The organism is Pseudomonas sp. Irchel s3a12 (genome assembly GCF_900187485.1).
Lineage (GTDB): Bacteria > Pseudomonadota > Gammaproteobacteria > Pseudomonadales > Pseudomonadaceae > Aquipseudomonas > Aquipseudomonas neuropathica.
In genome coordinates this window covers 298,807-318,314 of sequence record NZ_FYDN01000007.1, presented here as the reverse complement: position 1 = coordinate 318,314, position 19,508 = coordinate 298,807, and the positions used below count along the sequence as shown (strand labels likewise).

Sequence of the window (19,508 nt, the reverse complement as noted above, 5' to 3'; positions counted from 1 at the left end):
ATTGCCCGCTCTCTGCTCCGCCAGGAGGAAAGGCCTTGAAAGACCTACTGAATTTGCTGAAAAACCAGGGTCAAGTCGAAGAGTTCGACGCCATCCGTATCGGATTGGCCTCGCCTGAGATGATCCGCTCATGGTCGTTCGGTGAAGTTAAAAAGCCGGAAACCATCAACTACCGTACGTTCAAACCTGAGCGTGACGGCCTGTTCTGCGCCAAGATCTTTGGCCCGGTAAAGGATTACGAGTGCCTGTGCGGTAAGTACAAGCGCTTGAAGCACCGTGGTGTGATCTGCGAGAAGTGCGGCGTTGAAGTTGCACTGGCCAAGGTTCGTCGTGAGCGCATGGCGCACATCGAACTGGCTTCGCCGGTTGCCCACATCTGGTTCCTGAAATCGCTGCCGTCCCGTATCGGCCTGCTGATGGACATGACCCTGCGTGATATCGAACGCGTTCTCTACTTCGAGAGCTATGTCGTTATCGATCCAGGCATGACCACTCTTGAAAAAGGTCAGCTGCTGAACGACGAGCAGTACTTCGAAGCGCTGGAAGAGTTCGGTGATGACTTCGACGCCCGCATGGGTGCTGAAGCTGTCCGTGAACTGTTGCACGCTATCGACCTGGAACACGAGATTGGCCGTCTGCGTGAAGAAATTCCGCAAACCAACTCCGAAACCAAGATCAAGAAGCTGTCCAAGCGTCTGAAGTTGATGGAAGCCTTCCAGGGTTCCGGCAACCTGCCAGAGTGGATGGTGCTGACCGTTCTGCCGGTTCTGCCGCCAGATCTGCGTCCACTGGTCCCGCTGGATGGCGGTCGCTTCGCGACTTCCGACCTCAACGATCTGTATCGTCGAGTGATCAACCGTAACAACCGTTTGAAGCGCCTGCTGGATCTGTCCGCTCCGGACATCATCGTGCGCAACGAAAAGCGTATGTTGCAGGAAGCTGTCGATGCTCTGCTCGACAACGGTCGTCGTGGCCGTGCTATCACCGGTTCGAACAAGCGTCCTCTGAAATCCCTGGCTGACATGATCAAGGGTAAGCAGGGTCGTTTCCGTCAGAACTTGCTCGGTAAGCGTGTTGACTACTCCGGTCGTTCGGTAATTACCGTAGGCCCGACCCTGCGTCTGCACCAGTGCGGTCTGCCGAAGAAGATGGCTCTCGAGCTGTTCAAGCCGTTCATTTTCGGCAAGCTGGAAATGCGTGGTCTCGCGACCACCATCAAAGCAGCCAAGAAAATGGTCGAGCGCGAGCTGCCAGAGGTTTGGGACGTTCTCGCTGAAGTGATTCGCGAACACCCGGTTCTTCTCAACCGTGCACCGACCCTTCACCGTCTGGGTATCCAGGCGTTTGAACCGGTACTGATCGAAGGTAAGGCTATCCAGCTGCACCCTCTGGTCTGCGCCGCGTACAACGCCGACTTCGACGGCGACCAAATGGCCGTGCACGTACCGCTGACGCTGGAAGCCCAGCTCGAAGCGCGTGCGTTGATGATGTCGACCAACAACATTCTGTCGCCAGCCAACGGTGAGCCAATCATCGTTCCGTCGCAGGACGTTGTATTGGGTCTGTACTACATGACTCGTGAAGCGATCAACGCCAAAGGTGAAGGTCGTGTATTTGCGGATCTGCAGGAAGTTGACCGTGTGTTCCGTGCCGGCGAAGCCGCACTGCACGCCAAGGTTAAGGTTCGTATCAACGAAACCGTCAACGACCGTGACGGCAACAGCGTAAGCGGCACCCGTATCGTCGACACCACTGTCGGCCGTGCGCTGCTGTTCCAGGTTGTGCCAAAAGGTCTGTCGTACGACGTCGTCAACCTGCCGATGAAGAAAAAGGCGATCTCCAAGCTGATCAACCAGTGCTACCGCGTGGTTGGTCTGAAAGAGACCGTGATCTTCGCTGACCAGTTGATGTACACCGGTTTCGCTTACTCGACCATCTCCGGCGTTTCCATCGGTGTTAACGACTTCGTTATCCCTGACGAGAAAGCCCGCATCATCGGTGCTGCCACCGACGAAGTGAAAGAGATCGAGAGCCAGTACGCCTCCGGCCTGGTAACCCAGGGCGAGAAGTACAACAAAGTGATCGACCTTTGGTCGAAAGCGAACGACGAAGTTTCCAAGGCAATGATGGCCAACCTCTCGAAAGAGAAGGTTATCGACCGTCACGGCGTTGAAGTCGATCAAGAGTCTTTCAACTCGATGTACATGATGGCCGACTCGGGTGCGCGGGGTTCCGCAGCACAGATTCGTCAGCTGGCCGGTATGCGTGGTCTGATGGCCAAGCCGGACGGTTCCATCATCGAAACGCCGATTACTGCGAACTTCCGTGAAGGTTTGAGCGTACTTCAGTACTTCATCTCTACTCACGGTGCTCGTAAGGGTCTGGCGGATACCGCGTTGAAAACTGCGAACTCCGGTTACCTGACTCGTCGTCTGGTAGACGTGGCGCAGGATCTGGTTGTAACCGAGATCGATTGCGGCACCGAACACGGTCTGCTGATGACTCCGCACATTGAAGGCGGTGACGTTGTAGAGCCGTTGGGTGAGCGCGTATTGGGTCGTGTTATTGCCCGTGACGTATTCAAGCCAGGTACCGAGGACGTTATCGTTCCTGCCGGCACTCTGGTAGACGAGAAGTGGGTTGAGTTCATCGAGCTGAACAGCATCGACGAAGTGATCGTGCGTTCGCCGATCAGCTGCGAAACCCGCTATGGCATTTGCGCCAAGTGCTACGGCCGTGATCTGGCTCGTGGTCACCAGGTAAACATCGGTGAAGCGGTCGGCGTTATCGCTGCCCAGTCCATCGGTGAGCCGGGTACCCAGCTGACGATGCGTACGTTCCACATCGGTGGTGCGGCTAGCCGTACTTCCGCAGCTGACAGCGTTCAGGTGAAGAATGGCGGTACCGTCCGTCTGCACAACCTGAAGCATGTTGAGCGAGTGGATGGTCACCTGGTTGCTGTGTCCCGTTCCGGTGAGCTGGCGATCGCTGATGACTTCGGTCGTGAGCGTGAGCGTTACAAGCTGCCGTACGGTGCTGTGATTTCGGTTAAAGAAGGTGACAAGGTCGACGCTGGCGCAATCGTGGCCAAGTGGGATCCGCACACTCACCCGATCGTTACCGAAATGAAAGGTACCGTGACGTACGTGGGCATGGAAGAAGGCATCACGATCAAGCGTCAGACTGACGAATTGACCGGTATGACCAACATTGAAGTACTCGACGCGAAAGATCGTCCAGCTGCGGGCAAAGAAATCCGTCCAGCAGTGAAGATGGTCGACGACAACGGCAAGGATCTGTTGCTGCCAGGCACTGACGTTATCGCTCAGTACTTCCTGCCAGCCAACGCCCTGGTCGGTGTGGCTGACGGTGCGAAGATTGCGATCGGTGATGTTATCGCTCGTATCCCGCAAGAAACTTCGAAGACCCGTGACATCACCGGTGGTCTGCCGCGTGTTGCCGACTTGTTCGAAGCTCGTCGTCCGAAAGAAGCGTCGATTCTGGCTGAGGTCAGCGGCACCATCGCGTTCGGTAAAGAAACCAAAGGCAAGCGCCGTCTGGTTATTACCCCGAACGACGGTAGCGATCCGTACGAGGAGCTGATTCCGAAGTGGCGTCACCTGAACGTGTTCGAAGGCGAACAGGTAAACCGCGGCGAAGTTATCTCCGACGGTCCAAGCGATCCGCACGACATCCTGCGTCTGCTGGGTGTGAGTGCGCTGGCCAAGTACATCGTTAACGAGATCCAGGACGTTTACCGTCTGCAAGGCGTGAAGATCAACGATAAGCACATCGAGACCATCCTGCGTCAGATGCTGCGTAAAGTTGAAATCGCTGAATCCGGCGATTCGAGTTTCATCAAGGGCGACCAGATGGAACTGACTCACGTACTGGTAGAAAACGAGCGTTTGGGCGGCGAAGACAAGTTCGTCTCCAAGTACACTCGCGTTCTGTTGGGTATCACCAAGGCGTCGTTGTCCACCGAATCGTTCATCTCGGCAGCTTCCTTCCAGGAAACTACCCGCGTACTGACCGAAGCGGCAGTCACCGGCAAGCGCGATTACCTGCGCGGCCTGAAAGAAAACGTAGTCGTGGGTCGTCTGATCCCGGCCGGTACCGGTCTGGCATATCACAGCGAGCGCAAGCGTCGCCGTGATGCTGACAAGCCGTTGCGCGTAAGCGCCAGTGAAGTGGAAGCTGCACTGACTGAAGCGCTGAACTCGAGCGGTAACTGAGTTCTGCGGTAAATGAGCGTAAGGCCCTGATCGCTCCGTTCATCGAATCGAGACATTTTGTCGAGGTTCGAAGGGCGGGGAGGTCGGGGCCTTGCCTTGACTGGGGACAAGATCCTCTTTAGACTCTTGATCCCCTAAATTTGGCGGGAATTCGTTCCTGCCATTTTGCTTTTCTTGCAAGACAATAGCGTCGCAAGACAACAGTGGAGCTAGTAGATGGCAACTATCAACCAGCTGGTACGTCAGCCGCGTAAGCGTATCGTCGAGAAATCCGACGTACCTGCGCTGCAGAACTGCCCGCAACGTCGTGGCGTGTGCACCCGTGTGTACACCACCACGCCGAAAAAACCTAACTCGGCACTCCGTAAAGTATGCCGTGTGCGCCTGACCAACGGTTTCGAGGTTTCCTCGTACATCGGTGGTGAAGGTCACAACCTGCAAGAGCACAGCGTGGTACTGATCCGCGGCGGTCGTGTAAAAGACTTGCCAGGTGTTCGTTACCACACCGTTCGCGGCTCCTTGGATACTTCCGGCGTTAAAGGCCGTAACCAGGGTCGTTCGAAGTACGGTACCAAGCGTCCGAAGTAATCGGCCGTTTTGCAGATTTTCATTTTATTGAGTCGATAAGAGTAAGGTCGGGCACGCATCCATTGGATCTGTCCCGAGCTAACCTGAAGACCGCTTGAGGGCTTATCATGCCAAGACGTCGCGTAGCAGCAAAGCGTGAGATTCTGGACGATCCGAAATACGGAAGCCAGATCCTCGCCAAATTCATGAACCACGTTATGGAAAGCGGCAAGAAAGCCGTTGCCGAGCGTATCGTTTATGGTGCCCTGGAAACCGTTGCGACCCGTAAGGCTGGCACCGATCCCCTGGAACTCTTCGAAAAAGCACTCGACGCCATCGCTCCGCTGGTCGAAGTGAAGTCGCGCCGCGTTGGTGGTGCTACTTACCAGGTTCCGGTCGAGGTTCGTCCTTCCCGTCGTAACGCTCTGGCAATGCGCTGGTTGGTAGACTTCGCCCGTAAGCGTGGCGAGAAGTCTATGGCTCTGCGTTTGGCTGGCGAACTGCTGGATGCTGCTGAAGGTAAAGGTGCTGCTGTTAAGAAGCGTGAAGACGTGCACCGTATGGCTGAAGCCAACAAAGCTTTCTCGCACTACCGCTTCTAATTTTAGCTTCACTAATTTTGCGAGGGCTTTATGGCTCGTACTACTCCGATTAGCCGCTACCGTAACATCGGTATCGTCGCTCACGTGGATGCTGGTAAAACCACCACCACCGAGCGCGTCCTTTTTTACACCGGCAAAAGTCACAAAATGGGCGAGGTGCATGATGGCGCCGCGACCACAGACTGGATGGTGCAGGAGCAGGAGCGTGGTATTACCATTACTTCTGCTGCCATCACCGCTTTCTGGAAAGGTTCCGAGAAGCAGTACAAGGACGAGCACCGCTTCAACGTGATCGATACCCCGGGCCACGTTGACTTCACTATTGAAGTTGAGCGTTCCCTGCGCGTACTCGACGGCGCTGTCGTTGTGTTCTGCGGTACTTCGGGTGTTGAGCCTCAGTCGGAAACCGTATGGCGTCAAGCCAACAAATACGGTGTTCCACGTCTTGTTTACGTAAACAAGATGGACCGTGCTGGTGCCAACTTCCTGCGCGTGATCGGTCAGATCAAGCAGCGTCTGGGTCACACTCCGGTGCCGATCCAGTTGGCCATCGGTTCCGAAGACAACTTCCAGGGTCAGATCGATCTGATCAACATGCAAGCTGTCTACTGGAATGACTCTGACAAAGGTATGGTCCCTGTTCGCAAGGACATTCCTGCTGAGCTCCAAGAGCTGGCTGAAGAGTGGCGCAACAACATGGTTGAAGCTGCTGCTGAAGCCAACGAAGAGCTGATGAACAAGTACCTGGAAGGCGAAGAGCTGTCGATCGAAGAGATCAAAGCTGCTTTGCGTCAGCGTACTATCGCCGGCGAAATCGTTCTGGCTGTTTGCGGTTCTTCGTTCAAGAACAAGGGGGTTCCCCTGGTTCTCGACGCCGTTATCGACTTCCTGCCTGCACCGACCGACATTCCTGCGATCAAGGGTACTGACCCTGATAACGAGGAAATCGAGCTGGAGCGTCATGCAGACGATGCGGAGCCGTTCTCGGCTCTGGCGTTCAAGATCGCTACCGACCCATTCGTGGGTACCTTGACCTTCGTCCGTGTTTACTCGGGCGTGTTGAACTCCGGTGACGGCGTGATCAACTCGGTTAAAGGTAAAAAAGAGCGCGTGGGTCGTATGGTGCAAATGCACGCAAACGCCCGTGAAGAGATCAAGGAAGTACGCGCTGGTGACATCGCGGCCCTGATCGGCATGAAGGACGTCACCACTGGTGAAACCCTCTGCAACGCTGACAAGCCAATCATCCTGGTTCGCATGGACTTCCCGGAGCCGGTTATTTCGGTTGCCGTAGAGCCTAAGACCAAGGATGACCAGGAAAAAATGGGTATCGCTCTGGGCAAGCTTGCTCAGGAAGACCCGTCTTTCCGCGTTAAAACTGATGAAGAGACTGGTCAGACGATCATCTCCGGCATGGGCGAGCTGCACCTGGACATCCTGGTTGACCGGATGCGCCGTGAGTTCAACGTCGAAGCCAACATCGGCAAGCCTCAGGTTTCGTATCGTGAGCGCATCACGAAGAACTGTGAAATCGAAGGCAAGTTCGTTCGTCAGTCCGGCGGTCGTGGTCAGTTCGGCCATTGCTGGATCCGTTTTGCTCCTGCTGACGAAGGTCAGGAAGGTCTGCAGTTCGTGAACGAAGTTGTAGGTGGTGTGGTTCCTAAGGAATACATCCCGGCTATCCAGAAGGGTATCGAAGAGCAGATGAAGAACGGCGTTGTTGCCGGCTATCCGCTGATCGGCCTGAAGGCTACCGTGTTCGATGGTTCTTACCACGACGTCGACTCCAACGAGATGGCGTTTAAAGTGGCTGCCTCCATGGCGACCAAGCAGCTGGCCCAGAAGGGCGGTGGTGAGTTGCTTGAGCCGATCATGGCTGTAGAGGTTGTTACGCCTGAAGACTATATGGGTGATGTGATGGGCGACCTTAACCGTCGTCGTGGCATGATCCAGGGTATGGAAGACACAGTGTCCGGCAAGGTTATCCGTGCCGAGGTTCCACTGGGTGAGATGTTCGGTTATGCGACCGACGTTCGTTCCATGTCCCAGGGTCGCGCAAGCTACTCTATGGAATTCAAAAAATACGATACGGCTCCGTCGCACATCGTCGAATCCGTAACCAAAAAACAAGGCTGATTCAGCCCCTTTAGGCTAGGAGTTAATTGTCGTGGCTAAAGAAAAATTTGATCGTTCCCTACCGCACGTCAACGTTGGCACCATCGGTCACGTTGACCACGGTAAAACCACTCTGACTGCTGCTCTGACTCGCGTTTGCTCCGAAGTTTTCGGTTCCGCAATCGTTGACTTCGACAAGATCGACAGCGCACCAGAAGAAAAAGCTCGCGGTATCACCATCAACACCGCACACGTTGAGTACAACTCGAAGATCCGTCACTACGCTCACGTCGACTGCCCGGGTCACGCTGACTATGTGAAGAACATGATCACCGGTGCTGCTCAAATGGACGGCGCTATTCTGGTTTGCTCGGCCGCTGATGGTCCGATGCCACAAACCCGTGAGCACATCCTGCTGTCCCGTCAGGTAGGCGTTCCGTACATCGTGGTTTTCCTGAACAAGGCTGACCTGGTAGACGACGCTGAGCTGCTGGAACTGGTTGAGATGGAAGTTCGCGACCTGCTGTCCACCTACGACTTCCCGGGCGATGACACTCCAATCATCATCGGTTCGGCTCGTATGGCTCTGGAAGGCAAAGACGACAACGAGATGGGCACCACTGCCGTCAAGAAACTGGTTGAGACTCTGGATGCTTACATCCCAGAACCAGTTCGTATGATCGACAAGCCATTCCTGATGCCAATCGAAGACGTATTCTCGATCTCGGGTCGCGGTACTGTTGTGACTGGTCGTATCGAGCGCGGTATCGTTCGCGTTCAGGATCCGCTGGAAATCGTTGGTCTGCGTGACACCACCGTTACTACTTGCACCGGTGTTGAAATGTTCCGCAAGCTGCTCGACGAAGGTCGTGCTGGCGAGAACTGCGGCGTTCTGCTGCGTGGTACCAAGCGTGACGACGTTGAGCGTGGTCAGGTTCTGGTTAAGCCGGGTTCGGTTAAGCCGCACACCAAGTTCACTGCAGAAGTTTACGTTCTGAGCAAGGAAGAAGGCGGTCGTCACACTCCGTTCTTCAAAGGCTACCGTCCACAGTTCTACTTCCGTACTACTGACGTGACTGGTAACTGCGAGCTGCCAGAAGGCGTTGAAATGGTAATGCCAGGTGACAACATTCAGATGACTGTTACCCTGATCAAAACCATCGCGATGGAAGATGGTCTGCGTTTCGCTATCCGTGAAGGCGGTCGTACCGTCGGCGCTGGCGTCGTAGCTAAAATCATCGAGTAATTCTCTTTTTAGAGTTTGCTTGATGCTTTGAAAAAGCCCCCGCTCAGCGGGGGCTTTTTTATTGGGTTGACACCTATCTGGGGCGTCTATAGAATTGCGCCTCCTTTTAACGGGCGTATTGCGCTCGGTGGGAATAGCAGCCGGAGTCTGAAATCCAATGCAAAATCAGCAAATCCGTATCAGGTTGAAGGCTTTCGACCATCGCCTGATCGACCAATCAACCCAGGAAATCGTGGAAACCGCGAAACGTACTGGTGCTCAAGTGCGTGGTCCAATTCCACTGCCTACCCGTAAAGAGCGGTTCACCGTTCTGGTTTCTCCGCACGTCAACAAAGACGCGCGCGACCAGTACGAAATCCGCACTCATAAGCGCGTTCTGGACATCGTCCAGCCAACGGATAAAACCGTTGATGCTCTTATGAAGCTTGATCTTGCGGCCGGTGTGGAAGTGCAGATCAGCCTCGGCTAAGACTCGGTCTTAGTCGTGTAACGCTCTGAAATGGGCGGCCATAGCGGGTGAAAGCCCCGTACACTCATGAGGTTTACAACATGACTATTGGTGTAGTCGGTCGTAAATGCGGTATGACCCGTATTTTCACCGAAGAAGGTGTCTCCATTCCGGTCACGGTCATTGAGATCGAGCCGAATCGCGTCACCCAGTTCAAAACTGAAGAGACCGATGGCTATCGTGCAGTGCAAGTCACTGTCGGCGAGCGTCGTGCTTCGCGTGTAACAGCAGCTCAGGCTGGCCACTTCGCTAAAGCGAACGTTGCCGCTGGTCGCACTACCATGGAATTCCGTCTTGAAGAAGGCGAGTACCAGGCTGGCGATCTGATCAACGCTGAAATCTTCGCCGCTGGTCAACTGGTTGATGTAACCGGTCAGTCCAAGGGTAAAGGCTTCCAGGGTACGATCAAGCGTTGGAATTTCCGCGGGCAAGATAACACCCACGGTAACTCCGTATCCCACCGCGTCCCAGGCTCTATCGGCCAGTGCCAGACTCCTGGTCGTGTATTCAAGGGCAAAAAAATGTCCGGTCATATGGGCGCTGAGCGCGTGACCGTGCAGTCCCTGGAAGTAGTGCGCGTGGACGCTGAACGCAATCTGTTGTTGGTCAAGGGTGCTGTTCCTGGCGCTACTGGCGGCAACCTGGTTGTACGTCCAGCAGCCAAGGCTCGCGGTTAAGGGGAAGCTGACATGCAATTAAATGTAAATGACGCTCAAGCGATCGAAGTTTCCGAACTGACATTTGGCGGCGAATTCAACGAGACGCTGGTTCACCAAGCAGTCGTGGCCTACATGGCCGGCGGCCGTCAAGGTACCAAGCAGCAAAAGACCCGTTCCGACGTTCGTGGTGGCGGTAAGCGCCCATGGCGTCAGAAAGGTACTGGCCGTGCTCGTGCCGGTACTATCCGTAGCCCAATCTGGCGTGGCGGCGGTACCACTTTTGCAGCACGTCCACAGGATCACTCCCAGAAGCTGAACAAGAAGATGTACCGCGCAGCAATGCGTTCCATCCTTGCTGAGCTGGTGCGTACTGATCGCCTGGTCGTGGTTCAGGATTTCGCTGTTGAAACTCCGAAAACCAAAGATCTGCTGGGCAAGCTGAACAACATGAGCCTGACCGACGTTTTGATCGTGTCGGACGCTGTTGATCAGAACCTGTACCTGGCTGCTCGCAACCTGCCGCACGTAGATGTACGTGATGTTCAAGGTTCCGATCCAGTTAGTCTGATCGCATACGACAAGGTGTTGATCACCGTGTCGGCCGTGAAGAAATTCGAGGAGCTGCTGGGATGAACCAGGAACGCGTATTTAAAGTTCTGCTTGGCCCGCACGTTTCCGAGAAGGCTACGGTTCTGGCAGACAAGAAAGGCCAGTTCGTTTTCAAGGTTGCTACTGACGCAACCAAGCTGGAAATCAAGAAGGCCGTCGAAAGCCTGTTCAGCGTGAAAGTAGAGCGCGTCACTACCCTGAATGTTCTGGGTAAGAGCAAGCGCACTGCTCGCGGTCTGGGCAAGCGTAATGACTGGAAGAAGGCAGTTATCTCCCTTCAGCCAGGCCAAGATCTCGATTTCAGCAGCAGTGCTGAGTAAGGAAGGGGTGCATCATGGCAATCGTTAAATGCAAACCGACTTCCCCTGGCCGCCGTTTTGTGGTCAAGGTGGTCAACCAGGAGCTGCATAAAGGCGCTCCTCACGCACCGCTGCTCGAGAAAAAATCGAAGACTGGTGGTCGTAACAACAATGGCCGTATTACCACGCGTCACATCGGTGGTGGTCATAAGCAGCATTATCGTATGGTCGATTTCCGTCGCAACGACAAAGATGGCATCGTCGCCACTGTCGAGCGTATCGAATACGATCCAAACCGTACTGCTCACATCGCACTGCTCTGCTACGCAGACGGCGAGCGCCGCTACATCATCGCCCCTAAAGGCGTGAGTGCTGGCGACCAGCTGATAGCAGGCGCTCTGGCTCCAATCAAGCCAGGCAACGCTCTGCAACTGCGCAACATTCCAGTGGGTTCTACCGTACACGGCATCGAACTGAAGCCAGGTAAAGGCGCACAGATCGCTCGTTCCGCTGGTGCTTCGGCTCAGCTGATCGCTCGTGAAGGCGTTTACGTTACCCTGCGTCTGCGTTCCGGTGAAATGCGTAAAGTACTGGCTGAATGCCGTGCGACCCTGGGCGAAGTCTCGAACTCCGAGCACAGCCTGCGTTCGCTGGGTAAAGCTGGTGCCAAGCGCTGGCGTGGCGTTCGCCCAACCGTTCGTGGTGTTGCCATGAACCCGGTTGACCACCCACATGGTGGTGGTGAAGGTCGTACCTCTGGTGGTCGTCATCCGGTATCGCCATGGGGCTTCCCGACTAAGGGCGCGAAGACTCGTGGTAATAAGCGTACCGACAAAATGATCGTCCGTCGTCGCAAGTAAATAGAGGGATACGACAGTGCCACGTTCTCTGAAAAAAGGTCCTTTTATTGATCTTCACCTACTGAAGAAGATCGAAGTGGCGGCGGAAAAGAACGATCGCAAACCAATTAAGACTTGGTCGCGTCGTTCGATGATCCTGCCACAAATGGTCGGTCTGACCATCGCAGTACACAACGGTCGTCAGCACGTCCCAGTTCTCGTTAACGAAGACATGGTCGGCCACAAACTGGGCGAGTTCGCCGGTACCCGCAACTATCGCGGGCACGTGGCTGACAAGAAAGCCAAGCGTTAAGGGGTTAGGAAATGGAAGTAGCCGCTAAGTTGTCGGGCGCTCGAATCTCCGCCCAGAAAGCCCGCTTGGTCGCCGACCAGATCCGCGGGAAGAAGGTGGGCGAAGCGCTCAACTTGTTGGCTTTCAGCAGTAAGAAAGCCGCCGAGATCATGAAGAAAGTGCTGGAGTCGGCCGTAGCCAACGCCGAGCATAACGAAGGCGCAGACGTTGATGACCTGAAGGTCAGCACCGTTTTCGTCAACGAAGGGCGTTCGCTGAAGCGCATCATGCCACGTGCCAAAGGCCGTGCTGATCGCATCGTCAAGCGGTCTTGCCATATCACTGTCAAGGTTGCTGACAAGTAACGGAGTCGAAGAGATGGGTCAGAAAGTACATCCCATTGGCATTCGCCTGGGAATCGTCAAGGAGCACACCTCCGTCTGGTACGCAGACGGTCGGACTTATGCGGACTACTTGTTCGCAGATCTGAAAGTGCGTGAGTATCTCCAAGACAAACTAAAAAGCGCGTCCGTAAGCCGTATCGATATCCATCGTCCGGCCCAAACTGCACGTATCACCATCCACACCGCTCGTCCAGGTATCGTTATCGGGAAGAAAGGTGAAGATGTTGAGAAACTGCGTCAGGACCTGACCAAGCAAATGGGTGTGCCTGTGCACATCAATATCGAAGAGATCCGCAAGCCGGAGCTCGACGGTATGCTGGTTGCGCAGAGCGTAGCTCAGCAGCTGGAGCGTCGTGTAATGTTCCGTCGCGCTATGAAGCGCGCAGTACAGAACGCCATGCGCATTGGTGCCAAGGGCATCAAAATCCAAGTGAGCGGTCGTCTCGGCGGTGCTGAAATCGCACGTACTGAATGGTATCGCGAAGGTCGTGTGCCATTGCACACCCTGCGTGCCGACATCGACTATGCCAACTACGAAGCTCACACCACTTACGGTGTGATCGGTGTAAAGGTTTGGATCTTCAAAGGCGAAGTTATTGGTGGTCGCCAAGAAGAGCTGAAACCACAAGCACCAGCGCCTCGTAAAAAAGCTGCTAAGTAAGGGGTACGCCAAATGTTGCAACCTAAGCGTACGAAGTTCCGCAAGCAGATGACAGGCCACAACCGTGGTCTGGCTCAGCGCGGTAGCAAAGTCAGCTTCGGCGAGTTCGCGCTGAAGTCTGTAGCTCGTGGTCGTCTCACCGCTCGTCAGATCGAGTCAGCGCGTCGTGCTCTGACCCGTCACGTTAAACGTGGCGGCAAGATCTGGATCCGTGTATTCCCGGACAAGCCTATTTCCAAAAAGCCCCTCGAAGTTCGTATGGGTAAAGGTAAGGGTAGTGTGGAGTACTGGGTTGCCCAGATTCAGCCAGGCAAAGTCCTGTATGAAATCGAGGGTGTTTCTGAAGAGCTGGCGCGTGAGGCTTTTGCCCTGGCTGCTGCAAAGCTGCCGCTCGCCACCGCCTTTGTTAAACGGACGGTGATGTGATGAAAGCGAATGAACTTCGTGAAAAATCCGCACAGCAGCTGAACGAGCAACTGCTCGGCTTGCTGCGCGACCAGTTCAATCTGCGTATGCAGAAAGCAACTGGCCAGTTGGGGCAGTCTCATCTGCTCTCGCAAGTTAAACGTGACATCGCTCGCGTGAAGACTGTGCTCAACCAGCAGGCAGGTAAGTGATCATGGCTGAAGCCGAAAAAACTGTCCGTACGCTGACTGGCCGTGTTGTCAGCGACAAGATGGACAAAACCATCACCGTACTGATCGAGCGTCGCGTAAAGCACCCGATCTACGGTAAATACGTTAAGCGTTCGACTAAGCTGCACGCGCACGACGAAACCAACCAGTGCCACATCGGCGACAAAGTCACTATTCGTGAAACTCGTCCTATGGCCAAGACCAAGTCTTGGGCGCTGGTTGATGTTCTCGAACGCGCTGTGGAAGTCTAAGGACTAGGGGTCGGAGAAATTATATGATTCAGACTCAATCCATGCTCGATGTGGCCGATAACAGCGGCGCTCGCCGTGTTATGTGCATCAAGGTGCTGGGTGGCTCCCATCGTCGTTACGCTGGTATCGGTGACATCATCAAAGTTACCGTGAAGGAAGCAATTCCTCGCGGTAAAGTGAAAAAAGGCCAAGTGATGACTGCTGTTGTAGTCCGCACTCGTCACGGCGTACGTCGTGCTGATGGCTCCATTATCCGCTTTGATGGCAACGCTGCTGTTCTTCTGAACAACAAGCAAGAGCCGATCGGCACCCGTATCTTTGGGCCAGTGACCCGTGAACTTCGTACTGAGAAGTTCATGAAGATCGTCTCGCTCGCCCCAGAAGTGCTGTAAGGAGATCCGACATGCAAAAGATTCGTCGTGACGACGAGATCATCGTGATCGCCGGCAAAGACAAAGGTAAGCGCGGTAAGGTGCTCAAGGTTCTTGCTAATAACCGTCTGGTTATCAGCGGTCTGAACCTGGTAAAGCGTCATACCAAGCCTAACCCGATGTCGGGCGTGCAAGGCGGTATCGTCGAAAAAGAAGCTCCACTGGACGCTTCTAACGTCGCCATTTTCAACGGCGAAACCAACAAGGCTGACCGCGTTGGTTTCAAAGTAGAAGACGGCAAGAAAATTCGTGTCTTCAAGTCGACCCAAAAAGCGGTTGATGCTTGAACACTGCTAGGTAGAAGACCATGGCACGACTAAAAGAGATTTACTGGAAGGAAATCGCACCGAAGCTTAAGGAAGAACTTAAGCTTTCGAACGTGATGGAAGTTCCACGCGTTACAAAAATCACCCTGAACATGGGTTTGGGCGAAGCTGTTGGTGACAAAAAAGTCATCGAGCATGCTGTTGCTGACCTGGAAAAGATCACCGGCCAAAAAGTCGTTGTGACCTACGCTCGTAAATCCATCGCTGGCTTTAAAGTCCGTGAAGGATGGCCGATCGGCGTCAAGGTGACTCTGCGCCGTGAGCGTATGTACGAGTTCCTGGATCGTCTGCTGTCGATCTCCCTGCCTCGGGTTCGCGACTTCCGCGGCCTGAATGCCAAGTCCTTCGATGGTCGTGGCAACTACAGCATGGGCGTGAAAGAGCAGATCATTTTCCCGGAAATCGACTACGACAAGATCGATGCTCTCCGCGGTCTGGACATTACCCTGACCACCACTGCCAAGAACGATGATGAAGGCCGCGCTCTGCTGCGTGCTTTCAAATTCCCGTTCCGCAACTGATTGGAGTAGGAAAATGGCCAAGAAGAGCATGAAAAACCGTGAGCTGAAGCGTCAGCTCACCGTTGCCAAGTACGCCACCAAGCGTGCAGCGCTGAAAGCTATCATCGTTGATCTGAACGCAAGTCCAGAAGCGCGTTGGGAAGCTACCGTAGCTCTGCAGAAGCAACCACGTGACGCAAGCGCTTCGCGCATGCGTAACCGTTGCCGCCTGACTGGTCGTCCGCACGGCGTTTACCGCAAGTTCGGCCTTGGCCGTAACAAGCTGCGTGAAGCTGCAATGCGTGGTGACGTACCAGGTCTGGTTAAAGCCAGCTGGTAATTGTTGTCAAAGTCTCGATGTTCGGGTTCCCAAGAACCTGACCATCGGTGGCCTTGAATCTGAATCAAGCCCCTTTTGGGGCTTGATTCATTTCTGGGGTGTGTCTAGAATGACCGGCTCGCCTGAGCCCGTGTTTTTCATGCCCGGAAGTTCTCGGCGACAAGTAGTAGCCGTAAGGCTAATTTTTCTGTATTAGGAGCGTCTAGCCCATGAGTATGCAGGACCCGTTAGCGGACATGCTAACTCGAATCCGTAATGCCCAGATGGCTGAAAAGTCTGTCGTAAGCATGCCGTCTTCCACGCTGAAGGTGGCTGTAGCAAAAGTCCTGAAGGACGAAGGTTACATCGCGGATTTTCAGATCACCACCGACGCTAAGCCGTCGTTGTCCATCGAGCTGAAGTACTTCGAAGGCCGTCCGGTTATCGAAGAAGTGAAGCGCGTTAGTCGTCCAGGCCTGCGTCAGTACAAGTCCGTTGAAGATCTGCCGAAAGTTCGTGGCGGTCTTGGCGTGTCTATCGTCTCCACCAACAAAGGTGTGATGACGGATCGTGCTGCGCGCGCTGCCGGTGTCGGCGGCGAAGTTCTTTGCACTGTGTTCTAAGGGGGGATAAGCATGTCTCGCGTCGCTAAGAACCCCGTTAAGCTGCCAGCCGGTGTCGAAGTAAAATTCGCAGGCCAACAGCTTTCGGTGAAGGGTGCCAAGGGTACTCTTGAACTGAACATCCATTCGTCCGTTGAGATCGTTGAAGAAGCTGGTGAGCTGCGTTTCGCTGCTCGCAATGGCGATCAACAAACTCGCGCAATGGCCGGTACCACGCGTGCGTTGGTAAACAACATGGTCCAAGGCGTAAGCCAAGGCTTCGAGCGCAAGCTCCAGCTGGTCGGTGTTGGTTACAAGGCGCAAGCAAAAGGCACGGTTTTGAACCTGGCCCTTGGCTTCTCGCACCCAGTGGATTACGAACTGCCGGAAGGCATCACCGCTGAGACTCCTAGCCAGACCGATATCCTGATCAAGGGCATCGACAAGCAGCTGGTAGGTCAAGTGGCCGCTGAGATCCGCGACTTCCGTCCACCAGAGCCGTACAAAGGCAAAGGTGTGCGCTACGCGGACGAAGTCGTCCGTCGTAAAGAAGCCAAGAAGAAGTAGGGCATAGCAAATGACCGACAAAAAAGTTACTCGACTGCGTCGCGCTCGCAAAGCACGCCTGAAAATGCACGAACTCGAAGTCGTGCGTCTCTGCGTGTTCCGCTCGTCGCAGCACATTTACGCCCAGGTCATCTCGGCCGACGGCAACAAAGTCCTGGCAAGTGCCTCGACTTTGGATAAAGAACTGCGTGATGGCGCCACTGGCAACATCGACGCGGCCACAAAGGTTGGCCAGCTGGTCGCTACGCGTGCTAAGGCCGCTGGCGTCTCGCAAGTGGCTTTCGACCGCTCTGGCTTCAAGTACCACGGCCGCGTTAAAGCGCTGGCTGATGCTGCTCGTGAAGCTGGGCTGGAGTTCTAAGTTATGTCAAATAACGACCAAAAGCGCGACGAAGGCTACATTGAGAAGCTGGTTCAAGTTAACCGCGTAGCCAAAACCGTTAAAGGCGGCCGTATCTTCACTTTCACCGCGTTGACCGTGGTTGGTGATGGTAAAGGGCGTGTTGGCTTCGGCCGTGGCAAGTCGCGTGAAGTGCCTGCTGCGATCCAGAAGGCAATGGAAGCTGCTCGCCGCAACATGATCCAAGTTGATCTGAACGGCACCACTCTGCAGTACGCAATGAAGTCCGCTCACGGCGCTTCGAAGGTGTACATGCAGCCTGCTTCTGAAGGTACCGGTATCATCGCTGGCGGCGCTATGCGCGCTGTCCTCGAAGTTGCTGGCGTTCAGAACGTTCTGGCCAAGTGCTACGGCTCGACTAACCCGGTAAACGTGGTTCACGCCACTTTCAAAGGTTTGAAAGCTATGCAGTCTCCTGAATCCATTGCCGCCAAGCGTGGCAAAAGCGTCAAGGAGATCTTCTGATCATGGCTACCGTTAAAGTAACGCTGATCAAAAGCATGACCGGCCGCATCCCTAACCACAAACTGTGCGTTAAGGGTCTGGGTCTGCGTCGCATCGGTCACACTGTAGAAGTCCAGGATACTCCCGAGAATCGCGGGATGATCAACAAGGCTTACTACATGCTGCGTGTCGAGGGTTAATCGATGAAACTCAATGATCTGAGTCCAGCGCCGGGTTCCCGTCGCGAAAAGCATCGTCCGGGCCGTGGTATCGGTAGCGGTTTGGGTAAGACTGGTGGCCGTGGTCACAAAGGTCAGACCTCCCGCTCCGGTGGCACCATTGCTCCAGGCTTTGAAGGCGGTCAACAGCCGCTGCATCGTCGCCTGCCGAAGTTCGGTTTCGTTTCCCTGAAAGCCATGGACCGCGCAGAAGTGCGTCTGTCCGAGCTGGCTAAAGTGGAAGGCGACATCGTCACCGTGCAGTCCCTGAAAGATGCCAACGTGATCAACGTCAACGTACAGCGTGTGAAAATCATGCTGTCCGGTGAAGTGACTCGCGCTGTCACTATCGGCAAGGGAATCGGCGCCACCAAAGGTGCGCGTGCGGCTATCGAAGCAGCTGGCGGCAAGTTCGAGGAATAAATGGCTAAGCAAGGTGCTCTCTCTGCGCTCGGCAAAGGCGGTATGTCTGAACTCTGGGCTCGTCTGCGTTTTCTGTTCCTGGCGATTATCGTCTACCGAATAGGCGCACACATCCCGGTTCCAGGTATCAACCCGGACCGACTCGCAGACCTGTTTCGACAGAATGAGGGGACCATTCTTAGCTTGTTCAACATGTTCTCCGGCGGCGCGCTGGAACGGATGAGCATCTTTGCATTGGGGATCATGCCGTACATTTCGGCATCGATCATCATGCAACTGATGACCGCCGTCAGTCCGCAGCTGGAGCAGTTGAAGAAGGAAGGTGAAGCTGGCCGTCGCAAGATCAGCCAGTACACCCGCTACGGCACCGTCGTCCTCGCTCTCGTTCAGGCTATTGGCATGTCCATTGGTCTGGCAGGGCAGGGCGTTGCGTTCACTGGTGACTTTGGCTTCCATTTCGTCGCGGTATCCACTTTTGTGGCTGGTGCGATGTTCATGATGTGGCTGGGTGAGCAGATTACTGAGCGTGGTGTAGGTAACGGTATCTCGATGTTGATTTTTTCGGGTATCGTCGCCGGTCTTCCGAGAGCAATCGGGCAGTCTTTCGAGTCTGCGCGTCAGGGCGATATCAACATCTTCGCCTTGGTTGCCATCGGTTTGCTGGCAGTAGCGATTATCGGTTTCGTGGTGTTCATTGAGCGTGGTCAGCGTCGTATCGCTGTTCACTACGCCAAGCGTCAGCAGGGCCGCAAGGTTTTTGCTGCGCAGACTAGCCACCTGCCGTTGAAGGTGAACATGGCCGGTGTTATTCCGGCTATTTTCGCGAGCAGCATTTTGCTGTTCCCGGCTTCGTTGGGTGCCTGGTTCGGTCAGTCTGAAGGTATGGGCTGGTTGCAGGACATCTCGCAGTCGATCGCTCCTGGTCAGCCGTTGAATATTCTGCTGTTTAGTGCAGGGATTATTTTCTTCTGCTTCTTCTATACGGCGTTGATGTTCAATCCGAAAGACGTAGCGGAAAACCTGAAGAAGTCCGGTGCCTTTATTCCGGGCATCCGTCCAGGTGAGCAGTCTGCGCGCTACATTGATGGCGTTCTGACCCGCTTGACCATGTTCGGTGCTCTTTACATGACGGCCGTGTGCCTGTTGCCCCAGTTCCTGGTGGTTGCAGCAAACGTTCCGTTCTACCTTGGCGGGACCTCGTTGCTGATCGTGGTCGTGGTTGTGATGGACTTCATGTCCCAAGTACAATCGCACCTCGTTTCGCACCAGTACGAATCCCTGATGAAGAAAGCCAACCTGAAGGGTTACGGCAGCGGCATGTTGCGCTGAGTACCCATAAGGTTCGAGGAGTTGGTG

The 19,508-nt window shown here is 54.8% G+C and carries 27 protein-coding genes; all 27 read left to right on the top strand.

The features are described 5' to 3' along the window. The first annotated feature begins 35 nt into the window (after positions 1-35). The 27 genes from rpoC to secY all read left to right on the top strand — a co-directional run bounded on the left by rpoC (position 36) and on the right by secY (position 19,481). Entirely contained in the window at positions 36-4,235 is a 4,200-nt protein-coding gene (gene rpoC, locus CKW14_RS14590; RefSeq protein WP_034156498.1) for a DNA-directed RNA polymerase subunit beta', read from the top strand. A 216-nt stretch (positions 4,236-4,451) separates the two neighbouring features. Further along, positions 4,452-4,823, top strand: coding sequence for a 30S ribosomal protein S12 (gene rpsL, locus CKW14_RS14585; RefSeq protein WP_003186084.1), 372 nt, complete (start codon positions 4,452-4,454; stop codon positions 4,821-4,823). Between the two features lie 107 nt (positions 4,824-4,930). Then, positions 4,931-5,404 carry a 30S ribosomal protein S7 gene (gene rpsG, locus CKW14_RS14580; RefSeq protein WP_007916467.1) on the top strand — a complete coding sequence of 158 codons (474 nt, stop codon included), beginning with the start codon at positions 4,931-4,933 and terminating at the stop codon, positions 5,402-5,404. Positions 5,405-5,434: 30 nt separating this feature from the next. After that, a complete protein-coding gene (gene fusA / locus CKW14_RS14575) occupies positions 5,435-7,540 on the top strand; it encodes an elongation factor G (RefSeq protein ID WP_016984188.1) in 2,106 nt (701 codons plus the stop codon). 31 nt (positions 7,541-7,571) lie between these two features. Further along, positions 7,572-8,765: an elongation factor Tu gene (gene tuf / locus CKW14_RS14570; protein ID WP_064361246.1), complete on the top strand. Its 1,194-nt coding sequence runs from the start codon at positions 7,572-7,574 to the stop codon at positions 8,763-8,765. A gap of 157 nt (positions 8,766-8,922) precedes the next feature. Further along, complete coding sequence (rpsJ, locus tag CKW14_RS14565) at positions 8,923-9,234, top strand: 30S ribosomal protein S10 (protein ID WP_003186070.1); 312 nt, start codon at positions 8,923-8,925, stop codon at positions 9,232-9,234. A gap of 80 nt (positions 9,235-9,314) precedes the next feature. Next, complete coding sequence (gene rplC, locus CKW14_RS14560; protein WP_003228738.1) at positions 9,315-9,950, top strand: 50S ribosomal protein L3; 636 nt, start codon at positions 9,315-9,317, stop codon at positions 9,948-9,950. 12 nt (positions 9,951-9,962) lie between these two features. Beyond that, positions 9,963-10,565, top strand: a complete 603-nt coding sequence (gene rplD, locus CKW14_RS14555) for a 50S ribosomal protein L4 (protein WP_007918468.1) — start codon at positions 9,963-9,965, stop codon at positions 10,563-10,565. Next, positions 10,562-10,861, top strand: coding sequence for a 50S ribosomal protein L23 (gene rplW, locus CKW14_RS14550; RefSeq protein ID WP_002555488.1), 300 nt, complete (start codon positions 10,562-10,564; stop codon positions 10,859-10,861). The genes rplD and rplW overlap by 4 nt, the downstream gene beginning before the upstream one ends. Positions 10,862-10,875: 14 nt before the next feature. Next, positions 10,876-11,700: a 50S ribosomal protein L2 gene (rplB, locus tag CKW14_RS14545; protein ID WP_003228734.1), complete on the top strand. Its 825-nt coding sequence runs from the start codon at positions 10,876-10,878 to the stop codon at positions 11,698-11,700. 16 nt (positions 11,701-11,716) lie between these two features. Then, a complete protein-coding gene (gene rpsS, locus CKW14_RS14540) occupies positions 11,717-11,992 on the top strand; it encodes a 30S ribosomal protein S19 (RefSeq protein ID WP_011336172.1) in 276 nt (91 codons plus the stop codon). Positions 11,993-12,003: 11 nt separating this feature from the next. Beyond that, positions 12,004-12,336, top strand: a complete 333-nt coding sequence (gene rplV, locus CKW14_RS14535) for a 50S ribosomal protein L22 (protein ID WP_003103908.1) — start codon at positions 12,004-12,006, stop codon at positions 12,334-12,336. A 13-nt stretch (positions 12,337-12,349) separates the two neighbouring features. After that, entirely contained in the window at positions 12,350-13,036 is a 687-nt protein-coding gene (gene rpsC / locus CKW14_RS14530; RefSeq protein WP_003176422.1) for a 30S ribosomal protein S3, read from the top strand. Positions 13,037-13,048: 12 nt separating this feature from the next. Then, positions 13,049-13,462 carry a 50S ribosomal protein L16 gene (gene rplP, locus CKW14_RS14525; RefSeq protein WP_007896757.1) on the top strand — a complete coding sequence of 138 codons (414 nt, stop codon included), beginning with the start codon at positions 13,049-13,051 and terminating at the stop codon, positions 13,460-13,462. After that, positions 13,462-13,653, top strand: coding sequence for a 50S ribosomal protein L29 (gene rpmC / locus CKW14_RS14520; RefSeq protein WP_002555481.1), 192 nt, complete (start codon positions 13,462-13,464; stop codon positions 13,651-13,653). The genes rplP and rpmC overlap by 1 nt, the downstream gene beginning before the upstream one ends. Positions 13,654-13,655: 2 nt before the next feature. Further along, positions 13,656-13,922, top strand: a complete 267-nt coding sequence (rpsQ, locus tag CKW14_RS14515; RefSeq protein WP_003194644.1) for a 30S ribosomal protein S17 — start codon at positions 13,656-13,658, stop codon at positions 13,920-13,922. Positions 13,923-13,945: 23 nt separating this feature from the next. Then, positions 13,946-14,314 (top strand): 50S ribosomal protein L14, encoded by a 369-nt coding sequence (gene rplN, locus CKW14_RS14510; protein ID WP_002555479.1) that lies wholly within the window; start codon positions 13,946-13,948, stop codon positions 14,312-14,314. 11 nt (positions 14,315-14,325) lie between these two features. Continuing rightward, positions 14,326-14,640: a 50S ribosomal protein L24 gene (gene rplX, locus CKW14_RS14505; protein ID WP_008081905.1), complete on the top strand. Its 315-nt coding sequence runs from the start codon at positions 14,326-14,328 to the stop codon at positions 14,638-14,640. 20 nt (positions 14,641-14,660) lie between these two features. Beyond that, positions 14,661-15,200, top strand: coding sequence for a 50S ribosomal protein L5 (rplE, locus tag CKW14_RS14500; RefSeq protein ID WP_003176415.1), 540 nt, complete (start codon positions 14,661-14,663; stop codon positions 15,198-15,200). Positions 15,201-15,213: 13 nt separating this feature from the next. Continuing rightward, positions 15,214-15,519 carry a 30S ribosomal protein S14 gene (gene rpsN / locus CKW14_RS14495; protein WP_003228726.1) on the top strand — a complete coding sequence of 102 codons (306 nt, stop codon included), beginning with the start codon at positions 15,214-15,216 and terminating at the stop codon, positions 15,517-15,519. Positions 15,520-15,728: 209 nt separating this feature from the next. Then, positions 15,729-16,121, top strand: coding sequence for a 30S ribosomal protein S8 (rpsH, locus tag CKW14_RS14490; protein ID WP_007918458.1), 393 nt, complete (start codon positions 15,729-15,731; stop codon positions 16,119-16,121). A gap of 12 nt (positions 16,122-16,133) precedes the next feature. Further along, entirely contained in the window at positions 16,134-16,667 is a 534-nt protein-coding gene (rplF, locus tag CKW14_RS14485) for a 50S ribosomal protein L6 (protein WP_003176412.1), read from the top strand. A gap of 10 nt (positions 16,668-16,677) precedes the next feature. Then, positions 16,678-17,028, top strand: a complete 351-nt coding sequence (rplR, locus tag CKW14_RS14480; protein ID WP_003186037.1) for a 50S ribosomal protein L18 — start codon at positions 16,678-16,680, stop codon at positions 17,026-17,028. 3 nt (positions 17,029-17,031) lie between these two features. Further along, positions 17,032-17,532, top strand: a complete 501-nt coding sequence (rpsE, locus tag CKW14_RS14475) for a 30S ribosomal protein S5 (protein ID WP_003186035.1) — start codon at positions 17,032-17,034, stop codon at positions 17,530-17,532. 2 nt (positions 17,533-17,534) lie between these two features. Beyond that, positions 17,535-17,711 carry a 50S ribosomal protein L30 gene (gene rpmD / locus CKW14_RS14470; RefSeq protein ID WP_003176408.1) on the top strand — a complete coding sequence of 59 codons (177 nt, stop codon included), beginning with the start codon at positions 17,535-17,537 and terminating at the stop codon, positions 17,709-17,711. A gap of 3 nt (positions 17,712-17,714) precedes the next feature. Beyond that, on the top strand, positions 17,715-18,152 hold the full coding sequence (rplO, locus tag CKW14_RS14465; RefSeq protein ID WP_003228720.1) for a 50S ribosomal protein L15: 438 nt from the start codon (positions 17,715-17,717) through the stop codon (positions 18,150-18,152). Further along, complete coding sequence (gene secY, locus CKW14_RS14460) at positions 18,153-19,481, top strand: preprotein translocase subunit SecY (RefSeq protein ID WP_003228718.1); 1,329 nt, start codon at positions 18,153-18,155, stop codon at positions 19,479-19,481. The last annotated feature ends 27 nt before the right edge of the window (positions 19,482-19,508 follow it).

Excerpts from the sequence above, each read along its gene's own strand:
- rpsL (WP_003186084.1), top strand. The coding sequence starts at position 4,452 with ATGGCAACTATCAACCAGCTGGTACGTCAGCCGCGTAAGCGTATCGTC.
- rpsG (WP_007916467.1), top strand. The coding sequence starts at position 4,931 with ATGCCAAGACGTCGCGTAGCAGCAAAGCGTGAGATTCTGGACGATCCG.
- fusA (WP_016984188.1), top strand. The coding sequence starts at position 5,435 with ATGGCTCGTACTACTCCGATTAGCCGCTACCGTAACATCGGTATCGTC.
- rpsJ (WP_003186070.1), top strand. The coding sequence starts at position 8,923 with ATGCAAAATCAGCAAATCCGTATCAGGTTGAAGGCTTTCGACCATCGC.
- rplC (WP_003228738.1), top strand. The coding sequence starts at position 9,315 with ATGACTATTGGTGTAGTCGGTCGTAAATGCGGTATGACCCGTATTTTC.
- rplD (WP_007918468.1), top strand. The coding sequence starts at position 9,963 with ATGCAATTAAATGTAAATGACGCTCAAGCGATCGAAGTTTCCGAACTG.
- rplW (WP_002555488.1), top strand. The coding sequence starts at position 10,562 with ATGAACCAGGAACGCGTATTTAAAGTTCTGCTTGGCCCGCACGTTTCC.
- rplB (WP_003228734.1), top strand. The coding sequence starts at position 10,876 with ATGGCAATCGTTAAATGCAAACCGACTTCCCCTGGCCGCCGTTTTGTG.
- rplV (WP_003103908.1), top strand. The coding sequence starts at position 12,004 with ATGGAAGTAGCCGCTAAGTTGTCGGGCGCTCGAATCTCCGCCCAGAAA.
- rpsC (WP_003176422.1), top strand. The coding sequence starts at position 12,350 with ATGGGTCAGAAAGTACATCCCATTGGCATTCGCCTGGGAATCGTCAAG.
- rplP (WP_007896757.1), top strand. The coding sequence starts at position 13,049 with ATGTTGCAACCTAAGCGTACGAAGTTCCGCAAGCAGATGACAGGCCAC.
- rpmC (WP_002555481.1), top strand. The coding sequence starts at position 13,462 with ATGAAAGCGAATGAACTTCGTGAAAAATCCGCACAGCAGCTGAACGAG.
- rpsQ (WP_003194644.1), top strand. The coding sequence starts at position 13,656 with ATGGCTGAAGCCGAAAAAACTGTCCGTACGCTGACTGGCCGTGTTGTC.
- rplN (WP_002555479.1), top strand. The coding sequence starts at position 13,946 with ATGATTCAGACTCAATCCATGCTCGATGTGGCCGATAACAGCGGCGCT.
- rplX (WP_008081905.1), top strand. The coding sequence starts at position 14,326 with ATGCAAAAGATTCGTCGTGACGACGAGATCATCGTGATCGCCGGCAAA.
- rplE (WP_003176415.1), top strand. The coding sequence starts at position 14,661 with ATGGCACGACTAAAAGAGATTTACTGGAAGGAAATCGCACCGAAGCTT.
- rpsN (WP_003228726.1), top strand. The coding sequence starts at position 15,214 with ATGGCCAAGAAGAGCATGAAAAACCGTGAGCTGAAGCGTCAGCTCACC.
- rpsH (WP_007918458.1), top strand. The coding sequence starts at position 15,729 with ATGAGTATGCAGGACCCGTTAGCGGACATGCTAACTCGAATCCGTAAT.
- rplF (WP_003176412.1), top strand. The coding sequence starts at position 16,134 with ATGTCTCGCGTCGCTAAGAACCCCGTTAAGCTGCCAGCCGGTGTCGAA.
- rplR (WP_003186037.1), top strand. The coding sequence starts at position 16,678 with ATGACCGACAAAAAAGTTACTCGACTGCGTCGCGCTCGCAAAGCACGC.
- rpsE (WP_003186035.1), top strand. The coding sequence starts at position 17,032 with ATGTCAAATAACGACCAAAAGCGCGACGAAGGCTACATTGAGAAGCTG.
- rpmD (WP_003176408.1), top strand. The coding sequence starts at position 17,535 with ATGGCTACCGTTAAAGTAACGCTGATCAAAAGCATGACCGGCCGCATC.
- rplO (WP_003228720.1), top strand. The coding sequence starts at position 17,715 with ATGAAACTCAATGATCTGAGTCCAGCGCCGGGTTCCCGTCGCGAAAAG.
- secY (WP_003228718.1), top strand. The coding sequence starts at position 18,153 with ATGGCTAAGCAAGGTGCTCTCTCTGCGCTCGGCAAAGGCGGTATGTCT.